Source organism: Aliihoeflea sp. 2WW, assembly GCF_000497755.1.
Lineage (GTDB): Bacteria > Pseudomonadota > Alphaproteobacteria > Rhizobiales > Rhizobiaceae > Aliihoeflea.
Window position 1 is genome coordinate 13090 of sequence record NZ_AYOD01000013.1, and the last position, 24817, is coordinate 37906.

General features: G+C 64.3%; 26 protein-coding genes and 1 tRNA gene. 7 read left to right on the forward strand and 20 right to left on the reverse strand.

The window, feature by feature from the left end; genetic code table 11:
- Window positions 1–113: 113 nt before the first annotated feature.
- From ALII_RS0108040 to ALII_RS0108050, 3 genes are all read right to left on the reverse strand, one after another.
- A complete protein-coding gene (locus tag ALII_RS0108040) occupies window positions 114–1109 on the reverse strand; it encodes a BMP family ABC transporter substrate-binding protein (RefSeq protein ID WP_024586809.1) in 996 nt (331 codons plus the stop codon).
- Window positions 1110–1306: 197 nt separating this feature from the next.
- Window positions 1307–1981, reverse strand: a complete 675-nt coding sequence (gene msrA / locus ALII_RS0108045) for a peptide-methionine (S)-S-oxide reductase MsrA (protein WP_024586810.1) — start codon at window positions 1979–1981, stop codon at window positions 1307–1309.
- Between the two features lie 28 nt (window positions 1982–2009).
- Window positions 2010–2330, reverse strand: a complete 321-nt coding sequence (locus ALII_RS0108050) for a hypothetical protein (protein ID WP_024586811.1) — start codon at window positions 2328–2330, stop codon at window positions 2010–2012.
- Between the two features lie 224 nt (window positions 2331–2554).
- Between ALII_RS0108050 and ALII_RS0108055 the strand changes: the two genes are divergently transcribed.
- Together ALII_RS0108055 and greA are read left to right on the forward strand one after the other, a co-directional pair.
- Window positions 2555–2644: transfer RNA gene (locus ALII_RS0108055), tRNA-Ser, on the forward strand.
- Between the two features lie 314 nt (window positions 2645–2958).
- The gene (gene greA / locus ALII_RS0108060; protein ID WP_024586812.1) at window positions 2959–3441 is read left to right on the forward strand and encodes a transcription elongation factor GreA; all 483 of its coding nucleotides are present in this window, start codon (window positions 2959–2961) and stop codon (window positions 3439–3441) included.
- A gap of 87 nt (window positions 3442–3528) precedes the next feature.
- Here greA and ALII_RS0108065 read toward each other — a convergent pair whose 3' ends face one another.
- From ALII_RS0108065 to ALII_RS0108110, 10 genes are all read right to left on the reverse strand, one after another.
- Entirely contained in the window at window positions 3529–3933 is a 405-nt protein-coding gene (locus tag ALII_RS0108065) for a VOC family protein (protein WP_024586813.1), read from the reverse strand.
- 51 nt (window positions 3934–3984) lie between these two features.
- Window positions 3985–5109: an iron-containing alcohol dehydrogenase gene (locus ALII_RS0108070; RefSeq protein WP_024586814.1), complete on the reverse strand. Its 1125-nt coding sequence runs from the start codon at window positions 5107–5109 to the stop codon at window positions 3985–3987.
- 31 nt (window positions 5110–5140) lie between these two features.
- Complete coding sequence (locus tag ALII_RS0108075; RefSeq protein WP_024586815.1) at window positions 5141–5905, reverse strand: SDR family oxidoreductase; 765 nt, start codon at window positions 5903–5905, stop codon at window positions 5141–5143.
- A gap of 32 nt (window positions 5906–5937) precedes the next feature.
- Entirely contained in the window at window positions 5938–6717 is a 780-nt protein-coding gene (locus tag ALII_RS0108080; RefSeq protein WP_024586816.1) for an SDR family oxidoreductase, read from the reverse strand.
- A 78-nt stretch (window positions 6718–6795) separates the two neighbouring features.
- The gene (locus ALII_RS0108085; protein ID WP_029660319.1) at window positions 6796–7860 is read right to left on the reverse strand and encodes an ABC transporter substrate-binding protein; all 1065 of its coding nucleotides are present in this window, start codon (window positions 7858–7860) and stop codon (window positions 6796–6798) included.
- A 13-nt stretch (window positions 7861–7873) separates the two neighbouring features.
- Entirely contained in the window at window positions 7874–8197 is a 324-nt protein-coding gene (locus ALII_RS0108090) for a hypothetical protein (protein WP_029660320.1), read from the reverse strand.
- The gene (locus ALII_RS0108095; RefSeq protein WP_024586818.1) at window positions 8194–8952 is read right to left on the reverse strand and encodes an ABC transporter ATP-binding protein; all 759 of its coding nucleotides are present in this window, start codon (window positions 8950–8952) and stop codon (window positions 8194–8196) included. Before ALII_RS0108095 ends, ALII_RS0108090 begins: the two co-directional genes overlap by 4 nt.
- The gene (locus ALII_RS0108100) at window positions 8949–9755 is read right to left on the reverse strand and encodes an ABC transporter permease (RefSeq protein WP_024586819.1); all 807 of its coding nucleotides are present in this window, start codon (window positions 9753–9755) and stop codon (window positions 8949–8951) included. The genes ALII_RS0108095 and ALII_RS0108100 overlap by 4 nt, the downstream gene beginning before the upstream one ends.
- The gene (locus tag ALII_RS0108105; protein ID WP_173401402.1) at window positions 9752–10564 is read right to left on the reverse strand and encodes an ABC transporter permease; all 813 of its coding nucleotides are present in this window, start codon (window positions 10562–10564) and stop codon (window positions 9752–9754) included. The genes ALII_RS0108100 and ALII_RS0108105 overlap by 4 nt, the downstream gene beginning before the upstream one ends.
- A 121-nt stretch (window positions 10565–10685) precedes the next feature.
- On the reverse strand, window positions 10686–11222 hold the full coding sequence (locus ALII_RS0108110) for a 2,4'-dihydroxyacetophenone dioxygenase family protein (protein ID WP_024586821.1): 537 nt from the start codon (window positions 11220–11222) through the stop codon (window positions 10686–10688).
- A 136-nt stretch (window positions 11223–11358) separates the two neighbouring features.
- Here ALII_RS0108110 and ALII_RS0108115 point away from each other — a divergent pair, with 136 nt between their 5' ends.
- Window positions 11359–12162, forward strand: coding sequence for an IclR family transcriptional regulator (locus ALII_RS0108115; RefSeq protein ID WP_051375804.1), 804 nt, complete (start codon window positions 11359–11361; stop codon window positions 12160–12162).
- A 56-nt stretch (window positions 12163–12218) separates the two neighbouring features.
- Window positions 12219–12947 carry an SDR family NAD(P)-dependent oxidoreductase gene (locus ALII_RS0108120; RefSeq protein WP_024586822.1) on the forward strand — a complete coding sequence of 243 codons (729 nt, stop codon included), beginning with the start codon at window positions 12219–12221 and terminating at the stop codon, window positions 12945–12947.
- A gap of 34 nt (window positions 12948–12981) precedes the next feature.
- On the opposite strand, the gene ALII_RS0108125 is transcribed toward ALII_RS0108120, so the two are convergent.
- The 4 genes from ALII_RS0108125 to ALII_RS0108140 all read right to left on the reverse strand — a co-directional run bounded on the left by ALII_RS0108125 (window position 12982) and on the right by ALII_RS0108140 (window position 17066).
- Entirely contained in the window at window positions 12982–13998 is a 1017-nt protein-coding gene (locus tag ALII_RS0108125) for an MBL fold metallo-hydrolase (protein ID WP_024586823.1), read from the reverse strand.
- Between the two features lie 19 nt (window positions 13999–14017).
- Entirely contained in the window at window positions 14018–15334 is a 1317-nt protein-coding gene (locus ALII_RS0108130) for a TRAP transporter large permease (RefSeq protein WP_024586824.1), read from the reverse strand.
- On the reverse strand, window positions 15331–15891 hold the full coding sequence (locus ALII_RS0108135) for a TRAP transporter small permease (RefSeq protein ID WP_024586825.1): 561 nt from the start codon (window positions 15889–15891) through the stop codon (window positions 15331–15333). Before ALII_RS0108135 ends, ALII_RS0108130 begins: the two co-directional genes overlap by 4 nt.
- A 101-nt stretch (window positions 15892–15992) precedes the next feature.
- Entirely contained in the window at window positions 15993–17066 is a 1074-nt protein-coding gene (locus tag ALII_RS0108140; protein ID WP_029660324.1) for a hypothetical protein, read from the reverse strand.
- 153 nt (window positions 17067–17219) lie between these two features.
- Between ALII_RS0108140 and ALII_RS21130 the strand changes: the two genes are divergently transcribed.
- The 3 genes from ALII_RS21130 (at window position 17220) to ALII_RS0108155 (ending at window position 20645) form a co-directional block, all read left to right on the forward strand.
- The gene (locus tag ALII_RS21130) at window positions 17220–17927 is read left to right on the forward strand and encodes a TetR/AcrR family transcriptional regulator (protein WP_051375807.1); all 708 of its coding nucleotides are present in this window, start codon (window positions 17220–17222) and stop codon (window positions 17925–17927) included.
- Between the two features lie 43 nt (window positions 17928–17970).
- Window positions 17971–18957 (forward strand): fumarylacetoacetate hydrolase family protein, encoded by a 987-nt coding sequence (locus ALII_RS0108150; RefSeq protein ID WP_024586828.1) that lies wholly within the window; start codon window positions 17971–17973, stop codon window positions 18955–18957.
- A 176-nt stretch (window positions 18958–19133) separates the two neighbouring features.
- Window positions 19134–20645, forward strand: coding sequence for an AMP-binding protein (locus ALII_RS0108155; RefSeq protein ID WP_024586829.1), 1512 nt, complete (start codon window positions 19134–19136; stop codon window positions 20643–20645).
- A 69-nt stretch (window positions 20646–20714) separates the two neighbouring features.
- Here ALII_RS0108155 and ALII_RS0108160 read toward each other — a convergent pair whose 3' ends face one another.
- From ALII_RS0108160 to ALII_RS0108170, 3 genes are read right to left on the reverse strand one after another with little or no spacing between them, the layout of a single operon-like run.
- Window positions 20715–22301 (reverse strand): FAD-dependent monooxygenase, encoded by a 1587-nt coding sequence (locus tag ALII_RS0108160; protein WP_244437378.1) that lies wholly within the window; start codon window positions 22299–22301, stop codon window positions 20715–20717.
- Window positions 22302–22332: 31 nt separating this feature from the next.
- Window positions 22333–23772 (reverse strand): aldehyde dehydrogenase family protein, encoded by a 1440-nt coding sequence (locus ALII_RS0108165; RefSeq protein WP_024586831.1) that lies wholly within the window; start codon window positions 23770–23772, stop codon window positions 22333–22335.
- Window positions 23769–24788, reverse strand: coding sequence for an amidohydrolase family protein (locus ALII_RS0108170; RefSeq protein WP_024586832.1), 1020 nt, complete (start codon window positions 24786–24788; stop codon window positions 23769–23771). Before ALII_RS0108170 ends, ALII_RS0108165 begins: the two co-directional genes overlap by 4 nt.
- Between the last annotated feature and the right edge of the window lie 29 nt (window positions 24789–24817).

The following is a 24817-nucleotide window of genomic DNA, read 5'->3' on the forward strand; positions in this document are numbered from 1 at the left end:
ACAGCGCTTGTCGCTTTCCAAGGGGGCTATTCGCATGGGCCAACCTGACACCCCCGCAAACGAAAACCGCCGGGCGATGCGCCCGGCGGTCTTCAACGATCAGCCGCGCCCGATCAGTAGGGGCAGGCGTTGTCGGTCATGAAGTCGTGGACTTCGACCGCGCCGGAAATGATGTCTGCCTTGGCCTTTTCGACCGCCGCTTCCATCTCGTCCGTAATCAGTTCCTCGTTGTTCTCGTCGACGGCGTAGCCGACGCCATCCTCGGCGAGGCCGAGATTCTGGATGCCGTAGTCGAACGAACCGTTCTTGGCGTCCATGAAGGCGTTGTAGACGGCGACGTCGACGCGCTTGATCATCGAGGTCAGGACCGAGCCGGGATGCATGCCGTTCTGGTTGGAATCGACGCCGATGCCGAGAATGTCGGCATCCGCCGCAGCCTGCAGAACGCCAACGCCCGTGCCGCCGGCCGCGTGGTAGACGACGTCCGCACCCTGGTCGACCTGGTTGCGGGTGATCTCGCCGCCACGGGTCGGATCGTTCCAGGCGGCCGGGGTGTCGCCGGTGTAGTTGCGGATGACGTTGGCGTCCGGATTGGCCGCCTTGACGCCGCCGACATAGCCGCATTCGAACTTGCCGATCAGCGGAACCTGCATGCCGCCGACGAAGCCGACCGTGCCGGATTCGGACGCCATGCCGGCGAGGATGCCGACGAGGTAGGAGCCTTCCTGCTCCTTGAAGACGATCGAGCGGACGTTCGGCTTGTCGACGACCATGTCGATGATGGCGAAGTCGGTCTCGGGATATTCCTCGGCGACCACTTCGAGCGCGGCGGCCCAGTTGAAGCCGGCCATCACGATCGGGTTGCGGCCGTCCTCGGCGAAGCGGCGCAGCGCCTGCTCGCGCTGGGCCTCGTTCGAGATCTCGAACTCGACATATTCGGTTCCGGTCTCTTCCTTGAACTGCTCGGCACCGCCGAACGAGGCTTCATTGAAGGACTTGTCGAACTTGCCGCCGAGATCGAAAAGAAGGCCGGGGCTGATTTCGTCCTGGGCAAAGGCCGGAACGGTCAATGCTGTTGCGGCCAGAAGGCCAAGAACCATACGCTTCATCGTGATCCACACCCTGTCGGTTGTTTTTGCCTGGTGCCGGCGCGACGGGTGACCCCGCACGCCGGATCGGCGGGGTATCCCCCGCTCGGGCATCACTCTTGCATGCAGGCGGACAAAATTCACGCGGAATTTTTGACCTTTTGGATAACAGGATGAATGCTTCCGTTGCCCTGAGGCGAAAAGCGGGGCCGTCCGGCTCAACCTGCCGCGGCGGCCGCGCCTGCCGGAACCTGGCAGGCCACGCCGGTCCCCTTCAGCCCGCAATAGCCATAGGGGTTCTTGGCCAGATATTGCTGGTGGTCTTCCTCGGCATAATAGAAGACCGGCGCCGCCATGATCTCCGTCGTCACGCGGCCGAGCCCCTTCGCCTTGAGGGCACGCTCGTATTCCGCCTTCGAAGCCTCGGCCGCCTGCAACTGGGCATCGGTCGTGGTGTAGATCGTCGAACGGTAGGTGGTGCCGACATCGTTGCCCTGACGCATGCCCTGCGTCGGGTCGTGGCTTTCCCAGAAGATGCGCAGCAGCTCGCCGAGCGATACCTGCTTCGGATCGTAGATCACCTTGACGACCTCGGCATGCCCGGTCAGCCCGGTGCAGGTTTCCTGGTAGGTGGGGTTGGGCGTGATGCCGCCGGCATAGCCGACCGCCGTCAGCCAGACGCCCGGCGTCTGCCAGAACAGACGCTCGGCGCCCCAGAAGCAGCCCATGCCGAAATAGACCGTCTCGAATCCGTCCGGCGCCTCGGACTTCTGCGCGATGCCGGACACATAATGGCTGGCCGCGGTCGGAATCGCGTTCGCGCGGCCGGGCAGCGCCTCGGACGGGCTCGGCAGTTTCAGCTTCTTGTTGAGGACGTCGCCCAGAAAGAACATCGTTTCACTCCTTCGAGCGGTCTTCCGCTCATGCGTGCAGGGCACCGCGCGGATCGCGACGGCGCCGATAGCCCAAGGCGTAGAATATGAGGGCGAGGCCGGCGAAAACCAAGATGGCGGGGCCCGACAGTATCGCGACTGTGATCGACGTCCAGGCGTCGGCAAACGCTCCTGCCGGCGCGATGCCCGCCAACAATGCCTCCAGGTCGATCCCCGCGGACCGCGCCGCATCGACGAGCGGCGTCGCAAGCGGCGCCGTCGCCGCGATCGAGCGGGCGGCGTCGATGACGGCGACGATGACGCCGAGCGCCAGAAAGAACGAAGAGACGAGACGAAGCAGGAAACCCATGCGCCACCCTTATCATGCATGACGTGGCCGGCGAAGCGACCCTCATCTGCAGCTAGGCCAAGCCGTCGTCCGACGCAATGCGACAGGCCACAATTCCCGTCACCGGCGCACTGTGCCGACGAAATGTCCGTTCCATCCTCTTTCCCGGCGCGAAGGACTTCACAAGCCCGCTGCAATCGACTAGATCAGCGCCGTGCCGCGCGAGATGCTCGCCGCGACACGCCGGAGAGGTGGCCGAGTGGTCGAAGGCGCACGCCTGGAAAGTGTGTAGGCGGGAAACCGTCTCGAGGGTTCGAATCCCTCTCTCTCCGCCATAATCAATTCGCATTCTGTTTTCGGTCGATCAATTCCGCCGCGAGTGTGGCGGACATAGACCCCGCATCGGCGTCGCGCCGAGCTGCACCACCGCCGAGACATAGCCCTGCGCGCTGGCCGAGATCTCAAGCCGCGCGCGATGCGCGCATAGCGCTCCCAGCCGTGGAAGCCCATCGGACAGACTAGGAGCCACATCCTGAACGGAGCCGCGTTCCGCGTGCGCAGGAGGAATCTGATCTGCGCGGCGCATGCGCCTTGAATGGCAATCGCGGTCCAACCAAATAGGTAAGGTATCCGCAGGAGGTGTGACCCGATGAGCGTCGCGTTCGTCAAAGAAGAAAGCGCAGAGGCAGCATCCGAGACCGTCCTGCCCGCACGCCCGATATCGGATCGGCCCAATTTCGTCACCGAGGCTGGTTTCAAGATCCTTGAAACCGAATTGGAGCGAGCGCGAAAGGACCTCGATGCTGCGTCCTCGCTTGAAGATGTCAACGAAAGGCGCCGGCAGTCGGCGGTGCCATTTCGCGACGTGCGCTACTACGCCGAGCGCCTACGAACGGCGGTGATGCGTCCGAAACCCTCTTCGAACGACGTCATCGCATTCGGCCATACAGTGACGTTCGAACGTGACGATGGAAGGGTTCAGACATTCCGTATCGTGGGTGAGGACGAGGCGAACCCGTCGCAGGGAACGATATCGGACGGATCACCCGTCGCCGTGGCGCTGCTCGGCAAGAGCGTTGGCGATGTCGCACGTCTGGGACCGCACGAGATCGAAATTCTCTCTGTATCTTAGCGAATCCGCTCAGACGCTTGGCGCCGGAGGCCGTTTCTCGGCGTCCCGCTGCGCAGGGTGACGCCGGACGCAGCAGGGATTTTCGACTCAAACTCCGGTCGGGAAATGCACCAGTTCGATACGGACGTCACCGGGGACGGTCAGGAATGCCATGACGGTGCCGTCCGGTGCGGTGGTGGGGCCGTCGACGAGGACCGCCCCTAGTTCGACAAGCCGATCGGCAGCCGCTGGGACGTCCTCCGTCGTCATTGCGAAATGTTCCAGACCCAGCGATTGATGCGTGCGACCCTCTGGGAGGTCCTGACCCGGGACCGGGCTGGTAATGACGATGAATGGCGGCTGATTGGCGCCGAGCGCGCAGCGGTTGATCCGGTCTCCGCTCGCCCTTTCGGCATCGATCACGATCTCGAAGCCGAACGCCGTGCCGAACCAGTCCGCCACGCCCTTCGGGTCATGCGTCTTGATGTGAACGTGATGAAATCCGTAAGTCATGATCGAGCCTTTGAAGGTTGAGATCGCAAGCGGGTGACACCTCCCGTGGGGTCACATCACGCTTTCGAGGATGGCTGCATAATCCGCACCGGAAAGAGCGCGCGGGTTCGTCTGGTGGCTGTGGTCGGCTAGAGCGCGCTCGCATGTCCAGTCGAACACCTCGCGCGTGACGCCGAGTTCGGACAATGTCCGCGGCGTGCCGAGCCTCGCGTTGAGTGCGTCGAGCGCGTCTGCCAAAGGCGTGGCGGCGGGAAGCCCGATGGCAGCTTCAAGCCGGGCGATCTTGCCGGCTGCCTCCTCGGCATTCCAGCGCAGGACCGGCGGCATGAGGATCGCGTTGAGCGTGCCGTGATGAAGCTTGAGCGCCTTGAGGCCACCAAGCGCGTGGCTGAGGGCGTGGACCGCACCGAGGCCCTTCTGGAAGGTCAGCCCACCCTGAAGCGCGCCCATCATGACCTCCGTGCGAGCTTCGAGATTGGCGCCATCGGCGAACGCCGTGGGAAGCGCGTTCCAAAGCCGCGCGAAGCCATCGATCGCGATCGCCTCGGCGGGCGGGTTGAAGCGTGGCGACAGATAGGTCTCGATGCAGTGCGACAGCGCGTCCAGTCCCGTTGCCGCGGTCAGGCTCGGAGGCAGCCCAAGCGTCAGTTCCGGGTCGCAGATCGCCCGCTTGGGAATGAGATGCGGGCTGATGAAGCCGAGCTTGCGCTCGTCCTCCAGCGTGATGAGCGCCGCCCGGCCCACTTCGGAGCCGGTTCCCGCCGTGGTGGGGATGGCGATCAGCGGCGCGACGGCAGGGGTGATACGAGGGATGCCACCCAGAATCGCGGCGTAATGCTCGAGTTCGCCGTCATGGGTCGCCAGCAGCGCCACGCCCTTGGCCAGATCGATGGGCGAGCCGCCGCCAAACGCGATGACGCCGTCGCACTCGGCTTCGCGATAGAGCTGGAGCGCTTCCTTGACCGCGCTTTCGGTGGGGTTGGTCGGCACGTCGAGAAACAGCGCCGGGTCTGCCGGCAGAAGTGCCGTCAACTTGTCGATCAATCCCGACGCCGCGATGCCTCTGTCGCTGACGATGAGGGGCCTGGCCATGTTCACGTCGCGCATGGCGTCTGGAAGGGAAGCGAGCGCGCCTGCGCCAAAATGGATCGTCGTCAGATAGGTGATGATGTTCATGGTATTCGCGGTGTCCAAAGGTCAGAAAATGTCAGGTGACGAGGTAGCCGCCATCGATCGGCAGGATCACGCCTGTGACGAACGACGCGGCGGGCGATGCCAGAAACAGTGCGCCGCCGACGACGTCGCCTGGCTCTCCCCAGCGCTTCATCGCCGTGCGCCCGATGATCGCATCGCTGCGTGCAGGGTCGTCGCGCAGGTTTTTCGTCAGGGCCGTCGCGATCCATCCGGGTGCGACCGCGTTCACGCGAATGCCGTCCGCGGCGTAGGCAATGGCGAGCGACTTCGTCATCTGCGCGATGCCTCCCTTGCTTGCCGAATAGCCGGGCACGAGGCCTCCTCCTTGAAAGGACAGCATCGAGGCGAGATTGATGATCGCGCCACAGCCCGACCTTGCCAAAAGAGGCCGTGCGGCTGCGCAGACGCGCATCGAGCCTGTCAGGTTGATATCCACGACCGAAGCAAAGACATCGGGGTCGAGTTCATCGCCGCGCCGGATGACGCCTGCGCAATTGACAGCGACATCGAGCGCATCGAAGCGGGAGACGAGACGCTCGACAGCGGTGCGGTCGCGCACGTCGAGCGGGGCGAAGGCGATGCCAGATCCCACATGGGCATTCCGGGCGCTTTCGACTTCGCTCTCCGTGGCGCCGGTCGCGGTCACAAACGCGCCCGCTTGGGCGAAACCGGCAGCGATCGCGGCGCCGATCCCGGAGGTTCCGCCGGTCACGAGCACTGTCTTGCCGGTGAAGAACGGCCGTGCCCAATCGGCGTTCAAGGGTTCGGCGTCATGCATCGCGGGCCTGTCTTTCACGCTGGAGATCACCTTCAGAACGTCGCGTTGATGGCGCCGCCATCCAGTAGGATGTTCTGGCCGACGATGTAGCCCGCATGGGCGCTGCACAGGAACGCGCAGGTTGCGCCGAATTCCTCGATGGTCCCGAAGCGCCCGGCCGGGTTGGCCGCATACGCCTCCTGTCGCGCCTCATCGACCGATATCCCCTTGGTCTTAGCCGTTGAGTTCATGAGGGATTCGATACGTGCGGTCTCATGTTGTCCGGGCAGCAGATTGTTGATGGTGACGCCGTGGCGGGCGACCTGCCGCGACGTGCCGGCAACGAAGCCCGTCAGACCGCTGCGCGCAGCGCCCGACAGGCCGAGCGCTGCAATGGGCGCCTTGACCGAGCCGGAGGTGATGTTGACGATCCGCCCCCACTTTCGCTCGATCATTCCGGGAAGCACCGCGGTGATGAGATGGATCGGCGTCAGCATGTTGGCGCGGATCGCGTCCTGCCATTCCTTCTCGCCCCACTCGCTCCAGACGCCGGGGGGTGGGCCGCCGGCATTGTTGACGAGAATGTCCGGGTCGGGTGCCGCCTCAAGAAGCTTGGCGCGTCCTTCCGGCGTGGTGACGTCCGCCGCGACAGGGACGACCGATACGCCGTATCGCCCGGATATCTGCCCGGCGGCTTCCTCCAGCGGCCCTTGCGAGCGAGCGTTCAGCACGATCGCAACGCCGGCTTCCGCGAGCTTTTCCGCCGAGCCTCGGCCCAGTCCCTTCGATCCGCCGCAAACGATTGCGGTCCTGCCCTTGATGCCGAGATCCATTTTCCGTCTCTTCCTGATTCGCCAAGCGTGGGGTGGGCGGTGTCCCGCCGCCCGAAGACGGCGGGACGGGTTTACCGGTCACGGCTGAAAGGCATAGCCTTCGCCGATCCGGGCATCCTCGGGGATTTCCGGAAGGTCAGAGAACAATTCGGGCTGCTCGGCCATCACCTTGACGATGTGCGTCGCGTCGATGTGCTCGTTGACGTCGAAAGTCTCCTCGATGAAGCCCAGCCGGTTCAAACGCTCGACCGCCGCGTGCAAGGCAGCATAGTTGTTTGCCGACAAACGCCGGTCCGCCTGCTGCACATTGTATTCCATCGCCTCTTCGGCGACCGCCGGGTCAAGACCTGGAATCCAGCGTGTCGCAACCTGCGCCGCATCTGCCGGATTGGCCCGCATCCACTGGTCGGCTTCGGAGACGGCGGCGAGGAATTTCTCGATCGTTTCGCCATTCTCCGCGATCCAGTCGCGCATGCCGACATTGAAGCCAACATAGGAGATGTGGTTGCCGCCCCGGATCACCTGATAGGCGCCGGGCACGTCCTTCTGCGCGACGATCGGCCAGGGGTCCCAGCCGACGAAGGCGTCGATGCCGCCGGCCAGAAGGGCGACGGTCATGTCCGGCGGCGGCGTATTGACGAGTTCGACGTCGTCGACCGTCAGGCCCGCCGCCTCGATGAGCGCCAGGATGTAGAGGTGGTTGATCGTGCCGAAGGATGCCGCGATCCGCTTGCCCTTCAACGTCGACAGGTCGTCGCCCGAAATTTCGGACCCTTCGCGCGCCACAAGCGCCATCGTCGTGTCGGAGCCGAGCTGCGCGGCATTGCCGCTGTAATTGCCCAGCGCGACGAGATCCATTCCCCGGATCACGGCTCCGATCATCGGCACGCCTACCTGTACGAGGTCCACCTCGCCCGCCTGCAGCGCATTGAGCGCGTCGACGCCGGTCGCGTATGGGTTGGCGATGTTTACGTCGAGGCCATGCTTTTCGAAGAAGCCTTGCTCGAGCGCAATCGCAAGTCCGAGCTGATCGATGCCGGACACCATGCCGGCGCTGAGTTCAACGAGGTCGTCGTCCTGGGCGTTTGCCGCCAAAGGCAAGGCAAGCGCCAGGCCGACGGCTAATGCCAGTCGCCTTATCATCAGTTTCTCCTCCTCATGTGAGCGGCTCCACCCGCTCGACCCAAAAGGGCCTCGCGAGCTTCCTCAAGTCCGCCCGGTTGACTCCGCGCACCTGCACGGAATTTCCGCTGGCGCCGGATACCCGGCCCAGACTTTGAAATTTCTGAATGTGGAACCGTTCCGGCGCAAAGGGCAGCGTGACGAGAACGTCGACACGTCGCCCTTCCTGCGGAATGCCGTCGGCCAGCTTTCCCGCAGCCGCCACCGACAGCCACACCTGCCAGGCGACGATGGCCGCGACGACGCCCATCACGACCTTGCCACGTGTCGAGCCCAATGCGTCGCGCCACATGCTCATGCGCGCCGCACCAGTTGCAGAACGTGGTTCGACAGCGTCTTGAACGCTTCGTCTTCGACAAGGTCATCCCAGACCCGCGGCCTTTTCAGCGGGATGTCCACTTCCTCGAGGACGTGCCCCTTGGACAGAACCACGACCTTGTTGGCCAGGAACACCGCTTCCGAGACGTCATGGGTGATGAAGATGACCGTCGGGCGCCGCTCTTCCCAGATCTTGGTCAGCTCTTCCTGGAGGGTCATCCGTGTCTGGGCGTCGACGCTTGCGAACGGCTCGTCCATCAACAGCACGTCTGGATTGTTCGCCAGTGCCCGCACGACGCCGACGCGCTGCTGCATGCCGCCGGACAGTTCGTTCGGGTAGCGGTCGGCGGCATGGGAAAGCCCGGCCAGCGCCAGATACTCCTCCGCGATTTTTGCCCGCTCTTCCTTGCTCGCCCCTCGCATCTTAGGTCCGAACGTCACGTTCTCCGCGACGGTCTTCCACGGGAAAAGGGCAAAGGACTGGAACACAACGCCTCGATCCGGACCCGGCCCCCTCACCTCGCGGCCGCCAACCATGATGCGACCACCGGAGGTGGGCACGAAGCCGGCGATCATGTTGAGGATGGTCGATTTTCCGCACCCCGACGGACCGACCACCGCGACGAAATCCCCTTCGTCGACCTTCAGCGACACGTCCTTGATGGCCGTGTGCTGGGTGCCGCGATACGGGTCGAAATAGGTCTTGGAAAGGTTTTCCAGAGCAAGGCTTTTCATGACGTCACGAGCCCCCAACGCTGTCCCGTCGCGCGCTCGATCGGCGCGAGGAACCAGCTATCGACGATGTACCAAAGGATGCCGAGCACGATCATCCCGACCACGATCTCCTCGACCGAGCCGGCGCGACGGGCATCGAACATGAGGAAGCCGATGCCGCTCGTGCCGACGATGATCTCGGCCGCGATCAGCGCGCGCCAGCCATAGCCAAGACCGTTGCGCAGACCGGTGATGATGTTCGGCAGTGCGCCGGGAAGCGTCACCTCGAGCAAGATGCGAGGCTTCGAGGCGCCGAGGCTTTGCGCTGCGCGACGCAGTTCCGGCTTGACCGAACGAATGCCCAGAACGGTGTTGAGAACGACCGGGAACAGCACGGTGTAGACGATGACGAACGTCATGGTCGTCAGGCCGAAACCGAACCAGACCAGGAGGATCGGCAGCCATGCGATGTCGCCGATGGCCTGAAAGAAGAGCAGGATCGGCCACGCGAAATCGTGCGCCCTGCGGCTCAGCCCGATCAGAACGCCGAGCGGTATCGCGATACACATGCCCACGGCCGCACCGACGGCAAGTCGCGACAGGCTGTCGGCGAGATAGTCGGTCAGGATGCCCTTGTAGAGCAAGGTCCACGCACGCTCGACCACCTCCACCGGCCCCGGCAGAAACACGGGCGGGAAGATTTCGAGCCAGGCGATGAAGCCCCACGCCGCGATCAGCGGAACGAATGGCACGAAGGCGGCCATTGCCGGCCAGCGCGCGGTCCAGCGGGCGTAATAGCCCCATATCGTGTAGATCGCGGTCATGTCCGCTGCACCAATCCCCAGCGTTCGATGGTCGCGCGTTCCAGAGGCGCGAGCAGAAGCCGGTCGAGAAGAAGCCAGATGAGACCGATGACGATCATCGCGAAGACGATGATTTCGGTGCGGTAGAAGTCGCGGGCCAAAAACAGCATGTAGCCAAGGCCGACATTGGTCGCGATCATCTCCGCGGCGATGAGGCCGCGCCACGCGAAGCCGATCCCCGTGCGGATACCGATCACGATATTGGGCAGCGCGCCCGGCAACAGCACTTCCTTCAGCATCTGCCAGCGGCTTGTGCCGAGAGACGCCGCGGCGTGGCGCAGCGGCATCGGGATCGTCGATACGCCGAGCAGCGTGTTGTAGGCGACGACGAAGAAGACGGCATTGAAGATCACGAAGGTTATCGCGCCGAAGCCGTAGCCGAACCAGAGCGTCGCGATGGGAATCCAGGCGATGCCGGCAAGGACCGAAAAGAAGCGGAACAGAGGCGTCAGGAAATCCGATACGGGCTTGCTGACGCCCATCGCGATGCCGAGCGGCACAGCCGTCAGGATCGCGAGGACCGTCCCGACCGTCACCCGCCAGAGCGATGCGCCGACATGGGCGAACAGCGAGCCGTCCACGATCGTGCCCCAGCCCGCGCGTGCAACGGTCGGCACATCGGGGAAAATGCGCGGATTGACGCTGAACACCGTGACGACCACCTGCCACACAACGACCAGAAAAATGAGCGGCGCGACGAACTTGAACGCCTGCCATGTGCGCTGGTAGGGAACCGGCGAAAAAGGGGCGGTTTCGTCAGCGACCGTCATCATGCGTCCGCTTGTCAGTGCCAGATCGCGGCATTGTGCCGAACAAGCTCATGTTTCCTCCCAGAAAGCTCGAACATGGCCGGCGGCCTCGCGCATCTCCTCCCGCGCCGGCCGCCTCCAATCAACGTATGAACTGGTCGATGAACTCGGCCCCAAGGCCGTTCTTCGCGTAGTGCGCGCGGCATTTGTCGATGCGGGTGAAGACGTCGTCGAAGCCGGTCGTGTTGCCGTCCGGGTCGACATAGATCATCGCGCCGTTCACCTGGAACATCGTGATCATTTCCTCGACATGCTCGTCGACGACCAGCGTATGGGTTTCGCCGGGCGCCTCGTAGACATAGCCGCCCTCGGTCGCCACCCAGTCGTGCTCGAGGTATCGCCATTGCCCCTTGATGACGTAGCCATGCACCGGCAAGGGATGGCGGTGCCGTGACAGAACGCCAGATTTGCGAACCTTCAGAAGGTTCATCCAGTAGCCGCGCGATGCGCACATCAACAGCGGCCGGAACCAGACATTTTCCTCGACCGGCACCCAGACGCGCTCATCCTTCGGAACGGCATCCGGAATGACCAGTTCCGGCGGAGATTCCGCTGGCTGCGCCTTGCGATAAGGCGTCCATTTGTCCGCGACCTGCGCGCTGGCACTGTCGGCTGCCATCGGCTCTCCTCCCGATAGGTCACCCGCAGATTGTCATCGGGTGGTTGACCTGATCGTCCATATTGTGGACAATGTGCCCACATTATCGACAAGCACGATATGACGTGTCAAGAGTTGAGTGAGAGGAGTTCGTTGATTGGCTGACTCGACAGGAAAACCGGCCCCCGAGGCTGGCCGCGCAGTTCAGGGAACGGCGTCGTTCTCCAAGTTCATGATCGTGCTGCAGGCCATCGCCGATGCACCAGGCGATCTCGATATCGCCAAGCTGACGAAAGCCCTGCCCTATCCCCGCGGAACGGTCTATCGCATCGTCTCGGCATTGATTTCGGAAGGCCTCGTCACGGAGAAGCAGGATTCCCGGACGTACCAGCTCGGCCACCGCCTGATCGCTCTCGCATCGAAAAGCTGGGAGACCTCCGACCTGCGCTCTGCCGCCCGGGACCACATCGAAGCGCTGCGCAACGCCACCGGCGAAACGGTTCATCTGGCCGTGCCGAGCGGAACTGGAATGGTCTATATCGACAAGCTTGAAAGCCCACGAACGGTGCGTATGACGTCGCGCATCGGCACACGCGTCGAGCTCTACTCGACCTCGGTCGGCAAGGCTTATCTCGCGGCACTACCAGAACTTCAATGCCGCGAGATCATCGCCAATCTCAACATGCAGCCGCGAACGCGCAACACGCTGACAGACCCCGAAGCGCTCCTGAGCGAAATCCGCAAGACGCGGGCCAATGGCTACTCCTACGACAACGAAGAGAACGAGCCCGACATTCGGTGCTTCGGTGGCGCGATCGTTGATCGCAACGGAAGCCCTGTCGGCGGCGTCAGCCTGTCGATCCCGATCTATCGGTTCGATGAGGAGCGAGCGGCGAACTGTATTGCGCGCGTGAAGGAAACGGTGGCCGCAATTTCCGCGTCGCTGGCGACCTTGGTGTGAGCAGATCACAAAATGGCGACATTGACCACAATGTGGTCAAATACGGGATAGGGTATATGACTGATCGGGACGTAAGCTACGATTTCTCCGGCCGCGTGGCCGTCGTTACCGGTGGGCTGAACGGGATTGGTGCGGCAATCGCGAGTTCGTTCGAGCGTGCCGGCGCGACCGTGGTGTCATGGGATCTGGCCGCAGCATCCGATGACAGCCATGTTCAAGTCGATATTGCGGATCAGTCCTCCGTGGCCGACGCAACGATGAAAACGATCGGCCGGCATGGCAAGGTCGACGTCCTCGTCAACAATGCGGGCATCGCCGGGTCGACCGGATCGGTCGAGGACTATGACCCCGCCGAATGGCAGCGCATCATAGATATCAACCTGACCGGGACCTTCCATGTCTGCCGCAGTCTCGTGCCCTTTCTGAAGGCGAATGGCTGGGGGCGGATCGTCAACATCGCGTCGCTGGCCGGCAAGGAAGGCACGCCCAACGCGGCCGCCTACAGTGCGTCCAAAGCCGGCGTGATCGCCCTCACGAAATCGCTTGGCAAGGAACTCGCCGGCACCGGCGTGCTGGTCAATGCACTTGCGCCCGCCGCGGTGCAGACGGCGCTTCTCGACCAGATGAGCCCGGAACACGTCGCGACCATGATCGCCAAGAGCCCTATGCGCAGGACCGGAACGCCGCAGGAAGTGGCCGATCAGGTCATGTGGCTGAGCTCAAGCGCCTGCGCGTTCAGCACAGGCGCCGTGTTCGATCTGTCCGGGGGACGGGCGACATACTGACGATCCAATGGGCGACTGAGAACTCCTGCGAGGTTCAGTAGGCGTCGTGCTTCAGCCCGCATGCCTTGCAATAGGCCTCGTGTGCAGGCCCGCGGCCAAGATGGTGGCGAAAGCTCTTCATCTCGGCGAAGTACGGGATCGGGGCGCGCACCGGCCGTTCAGGCTCGCTGCCGAAATCATCGAACAGCGTCTGGAGCGTGACGACGACACGCTCGGCGTCGTTGCGGTCGCGGTAGGGTCCGAGGTCGATCTTGTAGGCTGCGGCGAGATAATCGAGCCCGTCTTCCCAAAGCGGCCGCGCTCTGTCGGAAACATATTGGAGATAATCGCGCATCTCGCGCACGTCGTCCTTGGTCGAGATCGGTCCGTGCCCGGCGACGACGGTTTCGACATCCATCCCCATCACCATGTCGCAAACGTCGATCCAGCGCTGGACCGGCCCGTACCAGGCGATCGGCGTGCCGCCGGTGAAGAGGATGTCGCCGGTGTAAACAACCTTGTCGTCGGGCACGTAGATGAGCGCGTCGCCGAGCGAATGCGCCGGCCCGACCTCGATCAGTTGCACCTTCTTCGATCCGACCATGATGTCCATCGTGCCCGAAAAGGTCTCGGTCGGCGGGGTGAGTTCGATGCCGGCGAAGTCGAACGGACGGAAGCACTCGCGCATGAAGACCCCGGCGCTGCCGAACTGTTCGGCATTGGTGACGATCTTCTGCACCACGGCCGGGTCGAAGCGCGCGAAGTCGTCGACCGTTCCCTGCGTGCCGATGATGCGCGCGCCCTCGACGAGTTGGTTGCCGAACGTATGGTCACCGTCGGCATGGGTATTGACGAGGATACCGATCTCCTTTGCAGCCGGGATCGACGCGCGGTAGACGGCGAGCATTTCGGCGGTCAGGTTCAGGTCAAACAGCGTGTCGACCATCAGCGTCGCGTCGCCGTCGACGACCAGACCGGCATTCGACCAGCCCCAGCTTCCGTCCGGCTGGAGATAGGCGTAGCAGCCATTGCCGAGGTCGTGCATGCCTTTGGTGAATTGCCATTTGGCCATCGCAGCCACTCCTTTGCTGTCAGACGAGAGCCGTGGCGAGCCACGGGAAGAGGAAGACCAGAACGAGCACCAGCAGCATCATGACCGCGAAGGGCGCCGAGCCGGCGAAGATGTCGTTGAGTGTGACCTTGCTGTCCGGCCCCAGCGTCGCCTTGACCACGAAGACTGCGATGCCGAAGGGCGGGGTCAACAGCCCGATCTCGACCGCGATGACCATCAGGACGCCGAGCCAGATCAAATCGACCTGAAGTCCGATGAGGATCGGGATGGCGATCGGCAGCGTCAGGAGCATGATCGAAGCGGAATCGAGGATGGTGCCGAGCAGGATGACGACCAGCATCAGCGCGATGACGATGCCGGTGACGCCCATGCCGGAATCGACCACCCACGAGCCGAGCCAGCCGGGCATCCCCGACATGGCCAGCATGCGTGAATAAAGACTGGCGCCAATGATCAGGAAACAGATCGACGAGGTCGTGTGCCCGGTCTGAACGAGCACCTGCCAGAAGCTCGCCCAGGAAAGCCGCCGCTTGGCGAGCGAGATGAGGAGCGCACCGAGCGCACCGGCTGCGCCCGCCTCCGTCGGCGTGAAGAAGCCGCCATAAATGCCGCCCAGCACGAGCGCGACCAGGATGACGATCGGCGCGATCTTGTTCAGCATCTCGCCGACGCCCATCTCGCGCACCGGCTCGCTCTCGACCGGCTTGCCGCCACCGATGAAGGACGGCCACCAGCGGCCCATGGCGAAGATGCCGGCGCAGTAGACGAGCGAGAGGAGAATGCCGGGAATGATACCGGCGATGAAGAGCGACCCGACCGACTGCTCGGTGAGGACCCCGTAGAGGATGAAGAGCAGGCTCGGCGGCAGGAGCATGCCGAGCACGGACGATCCCGCGACGACGCCGACAGAAAAGCGCGGCGTATAGCCGTGGCGCATCATCTCCGGCACGGCGACCTTGGTGAAGACCGCCGCCGAGGCGATGGAGATGCCGGTGATCGCCGCGAACACGGCGTTGGCCGCGACCGTTGCGATGCCGAGCCCGCCCAGCACCTTGCGGAAGACCTGCGCGGCGACCTCGAACGTGTCGCGCCCGATGCCGGCGACGGCGACGAGCAGGCCCATCAGGACGAAAAGCGGAACGACGCCGAAGATGTAGTCGCTGATCGAATCCTTGAAGGCCAGGACCAGCATGTTCGACGCGATCTCGAAATTGCCGCGGATCAGCCAGACGCCGCCAAAGGACAGGAGGATCAGCGCGATCGCGACATGGACGCCCGAATAGATGAGCACCAGCATGATTGCGATGGACAGGAGTGCGATCTCGATGCCGCTCATCGCGCGATACCCCTTGCCGAGCGGACATCGCTCCAGGCGATGAGCAGGAACTGGACGGCCGTGGCGACGATGCCGAGGAAGACGAGGATGAAGAGCGGCCATTGGGGCACGGTGAAGAAGCCCGGATTGCCCATGAAGTTGCGTTCGGGATGCTGGAAGGCGGCGACGACGCTCGGCCAGAATTTCCAGGCGATCATGAGGAGCAGCAACCCGCCGACGAGATGGAAGATCGCCAGAAGCGCCGAGCGAAGCCGGGGCGCGCGGCGCTCGAGCACGTTGAGCAGCACGTCCGAGCGTGTCATCGAGCCGGAACGCAGCGTGTGCGCAAGCTGCAGGAAGACGATGCCGACGATCGAGAAGGCGACGAGTTCCGGCACGCCTGCGATCGGGCGGTTGAGGAAGCTGCGACCGAAAATGTCCGCATTGATGAGGAGCATCAGCCCGATGATCCAGAGCGTGCCGACCGCATTCATCGCGCCGATGATGCGCGCGAATGGACCGCTCGGCACTGTCGGCGGCGGCGCGTCCTCGCGCGGGATTGCGGCTTCGTCGGCCATGGCGGAACGCTCCGGGTCAGGCATTGATGATGGTGCCGGGCCTTCGCCGCGCCCCATGGCGGCGAAGGCCCTTCGGCGGTCCGGACAAAGCCGGGGGAGGATCACTCCGCCAGGTAGTCGCGCTCGAAGGTGAAGCCGGTCGCCTTCAGATTGTCGCGATAGGCTCCAAGCACGGCGCGGCCGGGTTCTCCGCGTGCCTCTGCGGCATCGGCCCAGGCTGCCGTCGGATTCGGCAGCGCCTCGATCCACGCGGAGCGCTCGGCCGGATCGAATTCGACGATCTTGCCGCCACTGTCGGTCAGCGTCTTCTTCGCGGCCTCGTAGCGCGCTTCCTGCTCGTCGAAATAGGCCTTGGTGTAGGCGGCGGCGCCTGCGCGGAAGGCCGCCCTGGTCTCGTCGGAGAAGGTTTCCCACTGCATCTGCGAGACGCCGAGGCCGCCGATATACATCGCGCCGAACTGGGTCTGGTTCCAGTTCGGGGCGACCTCGTAGAGCTTCGCCGGGACATTGGCCGTCATCCAGCCAATATTGCCGTCGTAAACCCCGGTCTTGATGTCGTTGTAGAACGTCACATAGCTGCCCTGAACGCCGACGGCACCGGTTCCGGCGAGCCACGCCAGGTTGGGCCCGGCGCCGCCGAGCTTGACGCCGTTCATGTCGGCGATCGTCTTCAGTTCCTTGGTCGAGGCGATGTTGTAGTCATCGATGGCAATGCCGCCGCCGATATAGACGACGCCGGTCGCCTCTTCGAGCGCAGCCAGCGCGCCTTCGGTCTCCGTCAGCGCCTTCTCGACCGCTTCCGTCACCCCGCGCGCATCGGCCGGGCCGAACGGCATCGCGTAGGTCAGGTTGAGAAGGCCCATCGTCGCCGGATTGAAGACCCCGCTCATCTGGCCCACGTCGATGATGCCTTGCTGGAAGGCTTCCGTCTCGGAGCCGAGCTTTACGATGGTGCCGCCATAGCCCTCGGTCCAGTTGATCTTGACGTCGCCGGTCTTGGCAAGTTCCGCATCGACGGTGGGAATGAACGTCTCCTTGACGTGCTTGACCCACAGGAACACCTCCGGATGTCCCGTCGCCACGGTTAGATTGAGCGTTTCCTGCGAAAGCGCCGGCGCGATTGCGCAGCCGAGCGCAAGGGCGGCCACGCCGCCCCTCAAAGCGTTGCGATACATGCACTTTCCTCCCTTGGCCGGCACGGGGCCTCACTCCTAATCCCCACGACCGATGATGAAACGCTAGCGATATTTGAACACGTTGACAAGAGTTTTGATATGTCGTTCAAATCGGATATCCAAGGGCCTCGAAAACGCGGTATGGCGGCGGGAATGAGCAGAACGAGAAAGATCGCGCAGGGTGAGAAGGTCGTCGTCGTCGAGGCGACGCAGCGCAATTCCGCGCTGACGCGCTCGCGCATCCTGACCGCGGCCGAGGCCGAGTTTGCCGACCACGGCTTCGACGGTGCGACGGTGCGCCAGATCGCGCTGCGCGCGGAGGTGCCGGTGGCGCTCGTCAACTATCATTTCGGCAGCAAGGAAGGGCTTTACCGCGCCATCTTCGAGATGCGCGCGCCGATGATCGTCGACCAGCGCATCGCCGGTCTTCGGCTTGCCGAGATGGAGCCGGATGCCGAGCGCAAGGTCGAGATGATCGTCAAGGCGGTGCTGGTGCCGAACCTGCACATGCGCAGCACGGAAAAGAATTCCAGCTATGCGCGCATTCTCGCGCGCGAGGTCTCCGACCCCAAGTCGCACAACCGCAAGGTCATCGCCGAGTTCTTCGACCCGATCGCCTACAAGGTTATGGAGGCCCTGCAGGCCGCGCTGCCCGACCGCTCCGTCGAGGAGATCAACTGGGGCTATCAGGCGATGCTTGGCGTGATGGTCTACACGATGGCCGATACCGGCCGCATCAGCCGGCTCTCCGGCGGGCGCTGCGACCCGGAGGACGAGATGGCGACCGCGACCCATCTGGTCGCGCTGATGAAGGCCGCGCTGCTCTATGGCCGCGTGCCGGCAACGCCGAAACAGGAATGACCGGCCGGAGGAGCCGGGCGGATCGATTCAAGGGAGGACACCGATGAAGCTCGTAACCTATGAACGGAATGGACAGCAGCGCGCCGGTGCACTGGTCGATGGCGACCGCAGCATCGTCGACCTTGCCGACGCCCACGAACAGGCATTCGGCGAAAACCATGCCGCCTTCGCCTCCGTGCAGGCGATGATCGAAGGCGGCGACGCCGCGCTCGACCGCGCCTACGAGACGCTGAAGAAGGGCGCGAACGGCGCGTTCCTGAAGGACGGCATCCGCCTTCTCGCGCCCGTCCCGGTGCCGATCCAGATGCGGGACTGCCTCTGTTTCGAAACCCACCTGAAGCAGTCCTTCAACGCCGTGCGCCGTATCCGCGCCAACGCCACGCCGGACCCGGAGGCGGCGATGAAGGAGTTTGAGGAAAAGGGCGTCTTCGCGGTCCCGAAGACGTTCTACGAGCAGCCGATCTACTACAAGGCGAACCGCTTCTCCGTCATCGGCACCGACCAGGACGTCCTGTGGCCGCGCTATTCCACGCTGATGGATTTCGAATTGGAATTCGGCTTCTACGCCCGCAAGAAAGGCGTCGACATCGCCCGCGACGAGGCGCGCGACTACATCTACGGCTACACCATCTTCAACGATTTTTCGGCGCGCGACGCGCAGACGCAGGAGATGGGCGGCCAGCTCGGCCCGGCCAAGGGCAAGGATTTCGACACTGGCAACGCCATGGGGCCCTGCCTCGTCACCGCCGACGAGATGAAGGACCCCTACAATCTCACCATGGTCTGCCGCGTGAACGGCGAGGAATGGGGCCGTGGCAATACCGGCACGATGCACTGGAAATTCGAGGACCTCCTCGCGCACATCTCGCAGTCCGAGACCATCCATCCCGGCGAGTTCTTTGGATCGGGTACGGTGGGCAATGGCTGCGGGCTCGAACACATGAAGTTCCTGAAGCATGGCGACGTCGTGGAACTCGAGGTCGAGGGCATCGGCATCCTGCGCAACCGGGTGCTGACCAGGGATCAGTAAACGGGCTCTTCGCAGGTCGACCCCCATCGGCGTTGCGGCCGCGCTTTCCTCTCCCCCGTCGATCGGGGGAGAGGTGCCGAGCGAAGCGAGGCGGAGTGGGGGTCGACGGCGCCACGCGCATCGCCCACAAACGTGATCCAGCGTAAGGTCGAGGCAAACCAACCAGGTCCGCTCACATGAACGTCTATTCCATGCTCACCGACGCGATCCGCCGGCGCGGCGATGAGGCCGCGATCCGCTGGGGCGAGCGGTCGCTGATCTATCGCCAACTCGACGGCATCTGCGCGGCGCTCGGCGACTGGTTCGCGCAGAAGGGCTGCGTGCCCGGCGACCGCGTGCTGCTTTTCCTGCGCAACGGGTTCGAGTTTCCGGCGCTGCTACTGGCGCCAATGCGCGCAGGGCTGGTGGTGGTACCGACCAATGCCAAGCTGCACCCGCGTGAAGTGGCGTGGATCGCCAGCGATGCCGCGCCGCGCCTCATCTTCACCCATGCCGAGCACGTCGAGGACCTGAAGTCGGCGCTCCCCGCCGGTCTTGCCTGCGAGATCGTCGCGATCGAGGATTTCGCTTTTCCGACGCCGCTCGAAGCGCGCGTCGCCTGCGCCGATGTCGACCCGGACGATCCGGCGTGGATCTTCTACACCTCCGGCACGACCGGTAAACCGAAGGGCGCGACGCTCAGCCATCGCAACTTGATCGCCGCGACGGTGAACTGCCTCGCAGACGTTTTCGCCTTCGAAGCGGCCGACCGCGTGCTGCATGTCGCGCCCCTTTCGCACGGCAGCGGTCTCTACATGATCCCCGCGCTCGCGCGAGGCGCCGAGAACATCATCTACGACCGGACCGGCTTTCGCCCGGACGAGGTGCTCGACACCGTCGCGCGGCTTTCGGTTTCCGTCATCCCCTTCGTCGCCCCGACGATGATCGTCCGGTTCCTCGAAACCGCGGCGCGCGCCGATATCGGCTGCCTGCGGGGCATCGTCTATGGCGGTGCGTCGATCCATCTGGAGCACATTCGCGAAGCCGTCGCGCGGTTCGGGCCGATCTTCCATCAGCTCTACGGGCAGGGCGAGGCGCCGATGACGATTTCCTACCTGCCCGGCGCCGACCATTTGGGCGCCGACGACGAGACACTGGTCTCGGCGGGCTACGTGCGGTCAGGCGTCGAGGTCCGCCTCGCGGGCGAGGACGGTCAGGATGTACCGCCCGGCGAAGACGGCGAAATCTGCGTACGCGGCGATGTCGTCATGAAGGGATACTGGCGCAATCCGGAGGCAACGGCGAAAGCGCTGAAAGGCGGCTGGCTGCACACAGGCGACATCGGTCGCTTCGACACCGCAGGACGCCTGCGCGTCCTCGACCGACGCCACGACACGATTATTTCGGGCGGCACCAATATCTATCCCAAGGAGATCGAGGATGTCATCGCGGGGCATCCCGGCGTGCGCGAGGTGATCGTCTTCGGCCTGCCGGATGCCGAATGGGGCGAGAGCGTCGCCGTCGCCATCGTCGCCGAGGATGCGGCGCTCGACGAGGCGACAGTGCTGGACCACTGCAAGGCCAACCTCGCTTCGTTCAAGAAGCCAAGGCACGTCTTCTTCGTCGCCGACCTGCCGAAGAATGCGTACGGAAAGGTTTTGCGGCGCGAACTGCGCGACGCGTTCATCGCCCTCGCCAACGGGCAGTGACGCTTCGGCCGGCCGTCCGATCCTGACGGCTCGCGTCGAAATAAGCGGTCGAGGCTGGGCAAAAGCTCTTCAGCGTGCAGTCGCGCGGCCAACCAAACCCGGATCGAGTTCGTCGCCGGCGAAGGCGACGAACTGGTCGGGGCGCACGAGCACAAAGCGGGCGCCATAGTCGGCCGTCTCGCCGGTTGCGTCGTCTTCCACGATCGTCAGCGGCACGCCTGCCTCGTCCGCCGCAATGCGGAAACGCTCGACGCCGTCATTGCCGCCGAGCGCCAGAAGCGTGAAGCCCGTACCCAGCCGTTCATAGACGTTTTCGCCGGTCGAAAGCCGCCGCGGCGCCAGATGGTGCCCTGCCCGCGCCGTGAAGCTGTGGCCGCCGATGGCGTTCGTCGCGCCGCCCGCACCCGCCACGATCGGCGAGCCGCGATAGTTCGGCTCGAAGGCGTTGACCTCGTCGCGCGCGCCCGACCCCCGCGCGGTCCATTCGCGCTCGAAGGCCTCACGGTCCGTTTCCGGGTCGTGCGTTTCCAGGAATGCCCGGTCGCTTTCGATCGCCTTTTCGATGAAATCCTTCGCCGTCGAAGCGAAGACCGGCCGGCGCTCGGCGTCGTAGGTGTCGAGCAGCCCCTCGCCGCCCCAGCCCTGCAACGTCGCGGCGAGCTTCCAGCCGAGGTTTCGCGCATCCTCGAAGCCGGTATTGATGCCGTAGCCGCCATAGGGCGGGTGGCTATGCGCGGCGTCGCCGGCGATGAACACATTGCCTTTGCGATAGCTGTCGGCGATCGCGACGCGCAGATCCCAAAAGCCGATATGCTCGAACTCGACGTCGAACTCCGCCCCCACCGCCCGGTGCAGATAGGCGGTGAAGTCGAAATTGTCCTTCGTCGTGTCGGCCGGCACCGGCGCGTGGAAGAACCATGTGTTGCCGAGATCGACGCGGCCGAAGAACTGCCAGTAGCCTTTAAGGTCCGGGTGCAGGACGTTGTAGAACGATTTGCCCGGAAAGCGCTTCAGGAGTTCGTGCAGCCCCGTCGAGCGGAAGACGAGCAGCACCATCAGCCTGTCATGGTCGGAGCGCGTCTGCGTGATGCCGGCCATGTCGCGCACGGCAGACTTGCTGCCGTCGCAACCGACCAGATAGCGCGCGCGGATCTTGACCGCCTCGCCGCCCTCGCGCGGCATGGCGGTCACCGTCACGCCGTCCGCATCTTCTTGGATCGCCTCGCCCGAATAGCCGTAGAGCGTCTCGATGGCGTCGATTTCCGCTGCCCGCGCGCGCAGCACGTCCTCGGTGGCGTATTGGGGAAGCCGCTCATTGTCGGTGAAGTAATAGGGCCGCACGAGTTCGCGCTGCAGCCAGTCATAATGGTAGTCGCCCAGAAGCGTGCCATAGGCCGTCAACCCGCCGATACCGTATTCCTTCGGCACAGTGCGGGCGGCGCGCAGTTCCTTTTCCGCGCCCCAGAAATGGAAATGCTCCATCGTGCGCTGGGTCAGGTTCTGGCCCTTGGGCACCCGCTGCGGCGTCGGGTAGCGCTCGACGACGAGCGTGCGGATGCCGCGCTGGCCAAGCTCGATCGCCAGCCCCGTGCCGACGGGTCCGCCGCCGAAGATCACCACATCCGCCTGCCGTTCCATTTCGCCCGTCATCGTCATCCGTTCATTGATTGCGTTGGGTCCGGCGCGATCAGATCGCGCCGGCTTCCAGGTAGACATGCTTGGTTTCGAGGAAGTCGTTCAGTCCCTCGACGCCGTGGAGCCGGCCGAGGCCCGACTGGCGATAGCCACCCGTCTCGCCTTCGGCGAAGAGCCGTCCATGGCAGTTCAGCCAGACCGTGCCGGCGCGAACGGCGCGCGACATGCGCATCGCCCGGTTCAGGTCACGCGTGAAGACGCTCGCCGCCAGGCCGTATTCGGTCGCGTTCGCCTTCTTCACCGCCTCGGCTTCCGTCTCGAAGGTCTCGATCGAGACGATCGGGCCGAACAGTTCTTCCTGCACCAGCGGCGAGGCCAGATCGTCGATCTTGAAGAGCGTCGGGGTCAGGAACGCGCCCTGCGCCAGCGGCCCATTCGGCACGCCGCCCTTCAGCACCATCTCGCCCTCGTCGTCGGCCTGTTCGATCAGCCGAGAGACGCGGTCGCGATTGCCCATGTCGATCAGGGAGCCCATCTGGCTTTGCGCATCGGCGCCGGGGCCGACCTTTACGGCCGAAAACGCCGCCTTGATCCGGTTGGTAAAGTCCTTCTCGATCGATTTCTCGACGAGGAACCTGGCAGCCGCGACGCAGATCTGCCCGGCCATCACCAGCGAGCCGCCGGTCAGTTCGCGCACCGCCTGGTCGAGATCGGCATCGGCGAACACGGTCGCCGGCGCCTTGCCGCCGAGTTCGAGCGACAGGCGCTTCAGCGTCGGCGCCGCGCCCGCCATGATCCGCTTGCCGGTGGCGCTCGATCCGGTGAAGGAGATGACGTCGATGTCGTTCGAGGCGACCAGCGCCTCGCCCACTTCCGAACCCTGCTCGTTGACCGAATTGACGACGCCCTTCGGCAGCGACGGGCAGTCGGCAAGGCAGCGCATGATCCGTGCATGGATCAGCGGCGTCTGCGGTGCGGGCTTGATGACGGTCGTGCAGCCGGCGGCGAGCGCCGGTGCCAGCGAGCGGGCGAGCAGCGTCACCGGCGCGTTCCACGGCACGATGATCGCGGCGACGCCCGCCGCCTCGCGGTTCATCATGGAGAAATTGCCGGGCATGGTTTCGAGCGTGCGGCCGAGGACGGTGCGCGCGAGGCCCGCATAGTAGCGGATCTCCGAGATCGCACCCATCGTTTCGCCCAGCGCTTCGCGCCTCAGCTTGCCGTTCTCGGCAACGACGAGATCCGCGATCTCGTCCTTTGCCGCCTCCAGCCGATCGGCGAATTCGAACAGCACCGCCGCGCGCAAGCGCGGCGACGAGGCCCAGCCGGTCGTCTCGAAGGTGTGGCGGGCAAGCGCCGCCGCCTGGTCGGCGAGCGCCTTGGTGCCCGGCTCGTAAGAGCCAAGCACGCTGCCATCGGCGGGGTTCAGGCTGTCACGTGCACCAGCGCCTTTCACCCATTCGCCGCCGATATAGTTGAGCGCGGTCGTCATGCCGCGACCAGCCCGAGGAACTTGCGCGCATTGCCTTCATAGAGCTTGGCGCGCAATTCGTCGGAGATGTCGAGTTGGTCGAGGATGCGGATCGTCTCGCGGATATACATCGGTCCGCCTTCGGGATCGAAGGGCGCATCCGAGGCGAACATGACGCGGTCCTCGCCGAAGAAGTCGATCGCGTGTTCGATCGCCTTCGACGACCCGAACGAGGCGGTGTCGGCGTAGAACTCCTTGAAATAGTCGAGATGCGGACGCTTCAGAGCCTTGCGGACGGCGGCCAGGTCACGATCCGTCGTGCGCTTGCCCATCTGGTCCCAGCCGGGGCCGACGCGGCCCTCGAAGAACGGGATCATGCCGCCTGCATGGTGGGTCAGCACCTTCAGCCCCTCGAACTTGTCGAAGAAGCGCGAGAACACCATGCGGGCCATCGCGGCCGAGGTCTCGTAGGGCCAGCCGAACGTCCACCAAATCTCGTATTCGGACCGGCTCTCATTCTTGTAGTCGGCGAAATTCTCGCCGCGCGCCGGGTGCAGCCAGACCGGCTTGCCGGCCTTCGCCATATATTCGAAGAACGGCTCGTATTCCGGCAGGTCGACGGGGTTGCCCGCGATGTTGGTGAAAATCTGCATGCCCGCGGCGCCCAGATCCTCGACCGCGCGACGGCATTCCTCGACCAGCGCATCAGGATTGTTCATCGGCGCGGTGCCGACGAAAGCCGGAAAGCGCTCGGGATACTTTTGGCAGAGCTCGGCCATCGAATCCGAGCCGATCTTCGACAGTTCCAGCGCCTTTTCGGGCCCGGCCAGCTTTTCCAGCGGCGGCGAGGCGAGCGAGAGCACCTGCTGATAGTCCTCGCCGAATTTGTCCATGACCTCGAAGCGGCGGTCGAGATCCGTCATCATCGGCACCGCGCCGGAGCGCATGGTGATGTCGGTCATCTCGCCGATATGCGCGATCAGCGCATCGAAAAACGGCTTCGGCCAGATGTGGTTGAAAATGTCGATCTTCTTCATGGGACCTCCCTCGGCAATAGCCGGAGGAT

Excerpts from the sequence above, each read along its gene's own strand:
- ALII_RS0108040 (WP_024586809.1), bottom strand. The coding sequence starts at position 1,109 with ATGAAGCGTATGGTTCTTGGCCTTCTGGCCGCAACAGCATTGACCGTT.
- msrA (WP_024586810.1), bottom strand. The coding sequence starts at position 1,981 with ATGTTCTTTCTGGGCGACGTCCTCAACAAGAAGCTGAAACTGCCGAGC.
- ALII_RS0108050 (WP_024586811.1), bottom strand. The coding sequence starts at position 2,330 with ATGGGTTTCCTGCTTCGTCTCGTCTCTTCGTTCTTTCTGGCGCTCGGC.
- greA (WP_024586812.1), top strand. The coding sequence starts at position 2,959 with ATGAGCGTCGCGTTCGTCAAAGAAGAAAGCGCAGAGGCAGCATCCGAG.
- ALII_RS0108065 (WP_024586813.1), bottom strand. The coding sequence starts at position 3,933 with ATGACTTACGGATTTCATCACGTTCACATCAAGACGCATGACCCGAAG.
- ALII_RS0108070 (WP_024586814.1), bottom strand. The coding sequence starts at position 5,109 with ATGAACATCATCACCTATCTGACGACGATCCATTTTGGCGCAGGCGCG.
- ALII_RS0108075 (WP_024586815.1), bottom strand. The coding sequence starts at position 5,905 with ATGCATGACGCCGAACCCTTGAACGCCGATTGGGCACGGCCGTTCTTC.
- ALII_RS0108080 (WP_024586816.1), bottom strand. The coding sequence starts at position 6,717 with ATGGATCTCGGCATCAAGGGCAGGACCGCAATCGTTTGCGGCGGATCG.
- ALII_RS0108085 (WP_029660319.1), bottom strand. The coding sequence starts at position 7,860 with ATGATAAGGCGACTGGCATTAGCCGTCGGCCTGGCGCTTGCCTTGCCT.
- ALII_RS0108090 (WP_029660320.1), bottom strand. The coding sequence starts at position 8,197 with ATGAGCATGTGGCGCGACGCATTGGGCTCGACACGTGGCAAGGTCGTG.
- ALII_RS0108095 (WP_024586818.1), bottom strand. The coding sequence starts at position 8,952 with ATGAAAAGCCTTGCTCTGGAAAACCTTTCCAAGACCTATTTCGACCCG.
- ALII_RS0108100 (WP_024586819.1), bottom strand. The coding sequence starts at position 9,755 with ATGACCGCGATCTACACGATATGGGGCTATTACGCCCGCTGGACCGCG.
- ALII_RS0108105 (WP_173401402.1), bottom strand. The coding sequence starts at position 10,564 with ATGACGGTCGCTGACGAAACCGCCCCTTTTTCGCCGGTTCCCTACCAG.
- ALII_RS0108110 (WP_024586821.1), bottom strand. The coding sequence starts at position 11,222 with ATGGCAGCCGACAGTGCCAGCGCGCAGGTCGCGGACAAATGGACGCCT.
- ALII_RS0108120 (WP_024586822.1), top strand. The coding sequence starts at position 12,219 with ATGACTGATCGGGACGTAAGCTACGATTTCTCCGGCCGCGTGGCCGTC.
- ALII_RS0108125 (WP_024586823.1), bottom strand. The coding sequence starts at position 13,998 with ATGGCCAAATGGCAATTCACCAAAGGCATGCACGACCTCGGCAATGGC.
- ALII_RS0108130 (WP_024586824.1), bottom strand. The coding sequence starts at position 15,334 with ATGAGCGGCATCGAGATCGCACTCCTGTCCATCGCAATCATGCTGGTG.
- ALII_RS0108135 (WP_024586825.1), bottom strand. The coding sequence starts at position 15,891 with ATGGCCGACGAAGCCGCAATCCCGCGCGAGGACGCGCCGCCGCCGACA.
- ALII_RS0108140 (WP_029660324.1), bottom strand. The coding sequence starts at position 17,066 with ATGTATCGCAACGCTTTGAGGGGCGGCGTGGCCGCCCTTGCGCTCGGC.
- ALII_RS21130 (WP_051375807.1), top strand. The coding sequence starts at position 17,220 with ATGAGCAGAACGAGAAAGATCGCGCAGGGTGAGAAGGTCGTCGTCGTC.
- ALII_RS0108150 (WP_024586828.1), top strand. The coding sequence starts at position 17,971 with ATGAAGCTCGTAACCTATGAACGGAATGGACAGCAGCGCGCCGGTGCA.
- ALII_RS0108155 (WP_024586829.1), top strand. The coding sequence starts at position 19,134 with ATGAACGTCTATTCCATGCTCACCGACGCGATCCGCCGGCGCGGCGAT.
- ALII_RS0108160 (WP_244437378.1), bottom strand. The coding sequence starts at position 22,301 with ATGACGATGACGGGCGAAATGGAACGGCAGGCGGATGTGGTGATCTTC.
- ALII_RS0108165 (WP_024586831.1), bottom strand. The coding sequence starts at position 23,772 with ATGACGACCGCGCTCAACTATATCGGCGGCGAATGGGTGAAAGGCGCT.
- ALII_RS0108170 (WP_024586832.1), bottom strand. The coding sequence starts at position 24,788 with ATGAAGAAGATCGACATTTTCAACCACATCTGGCCGAAGCCGTTTTTC.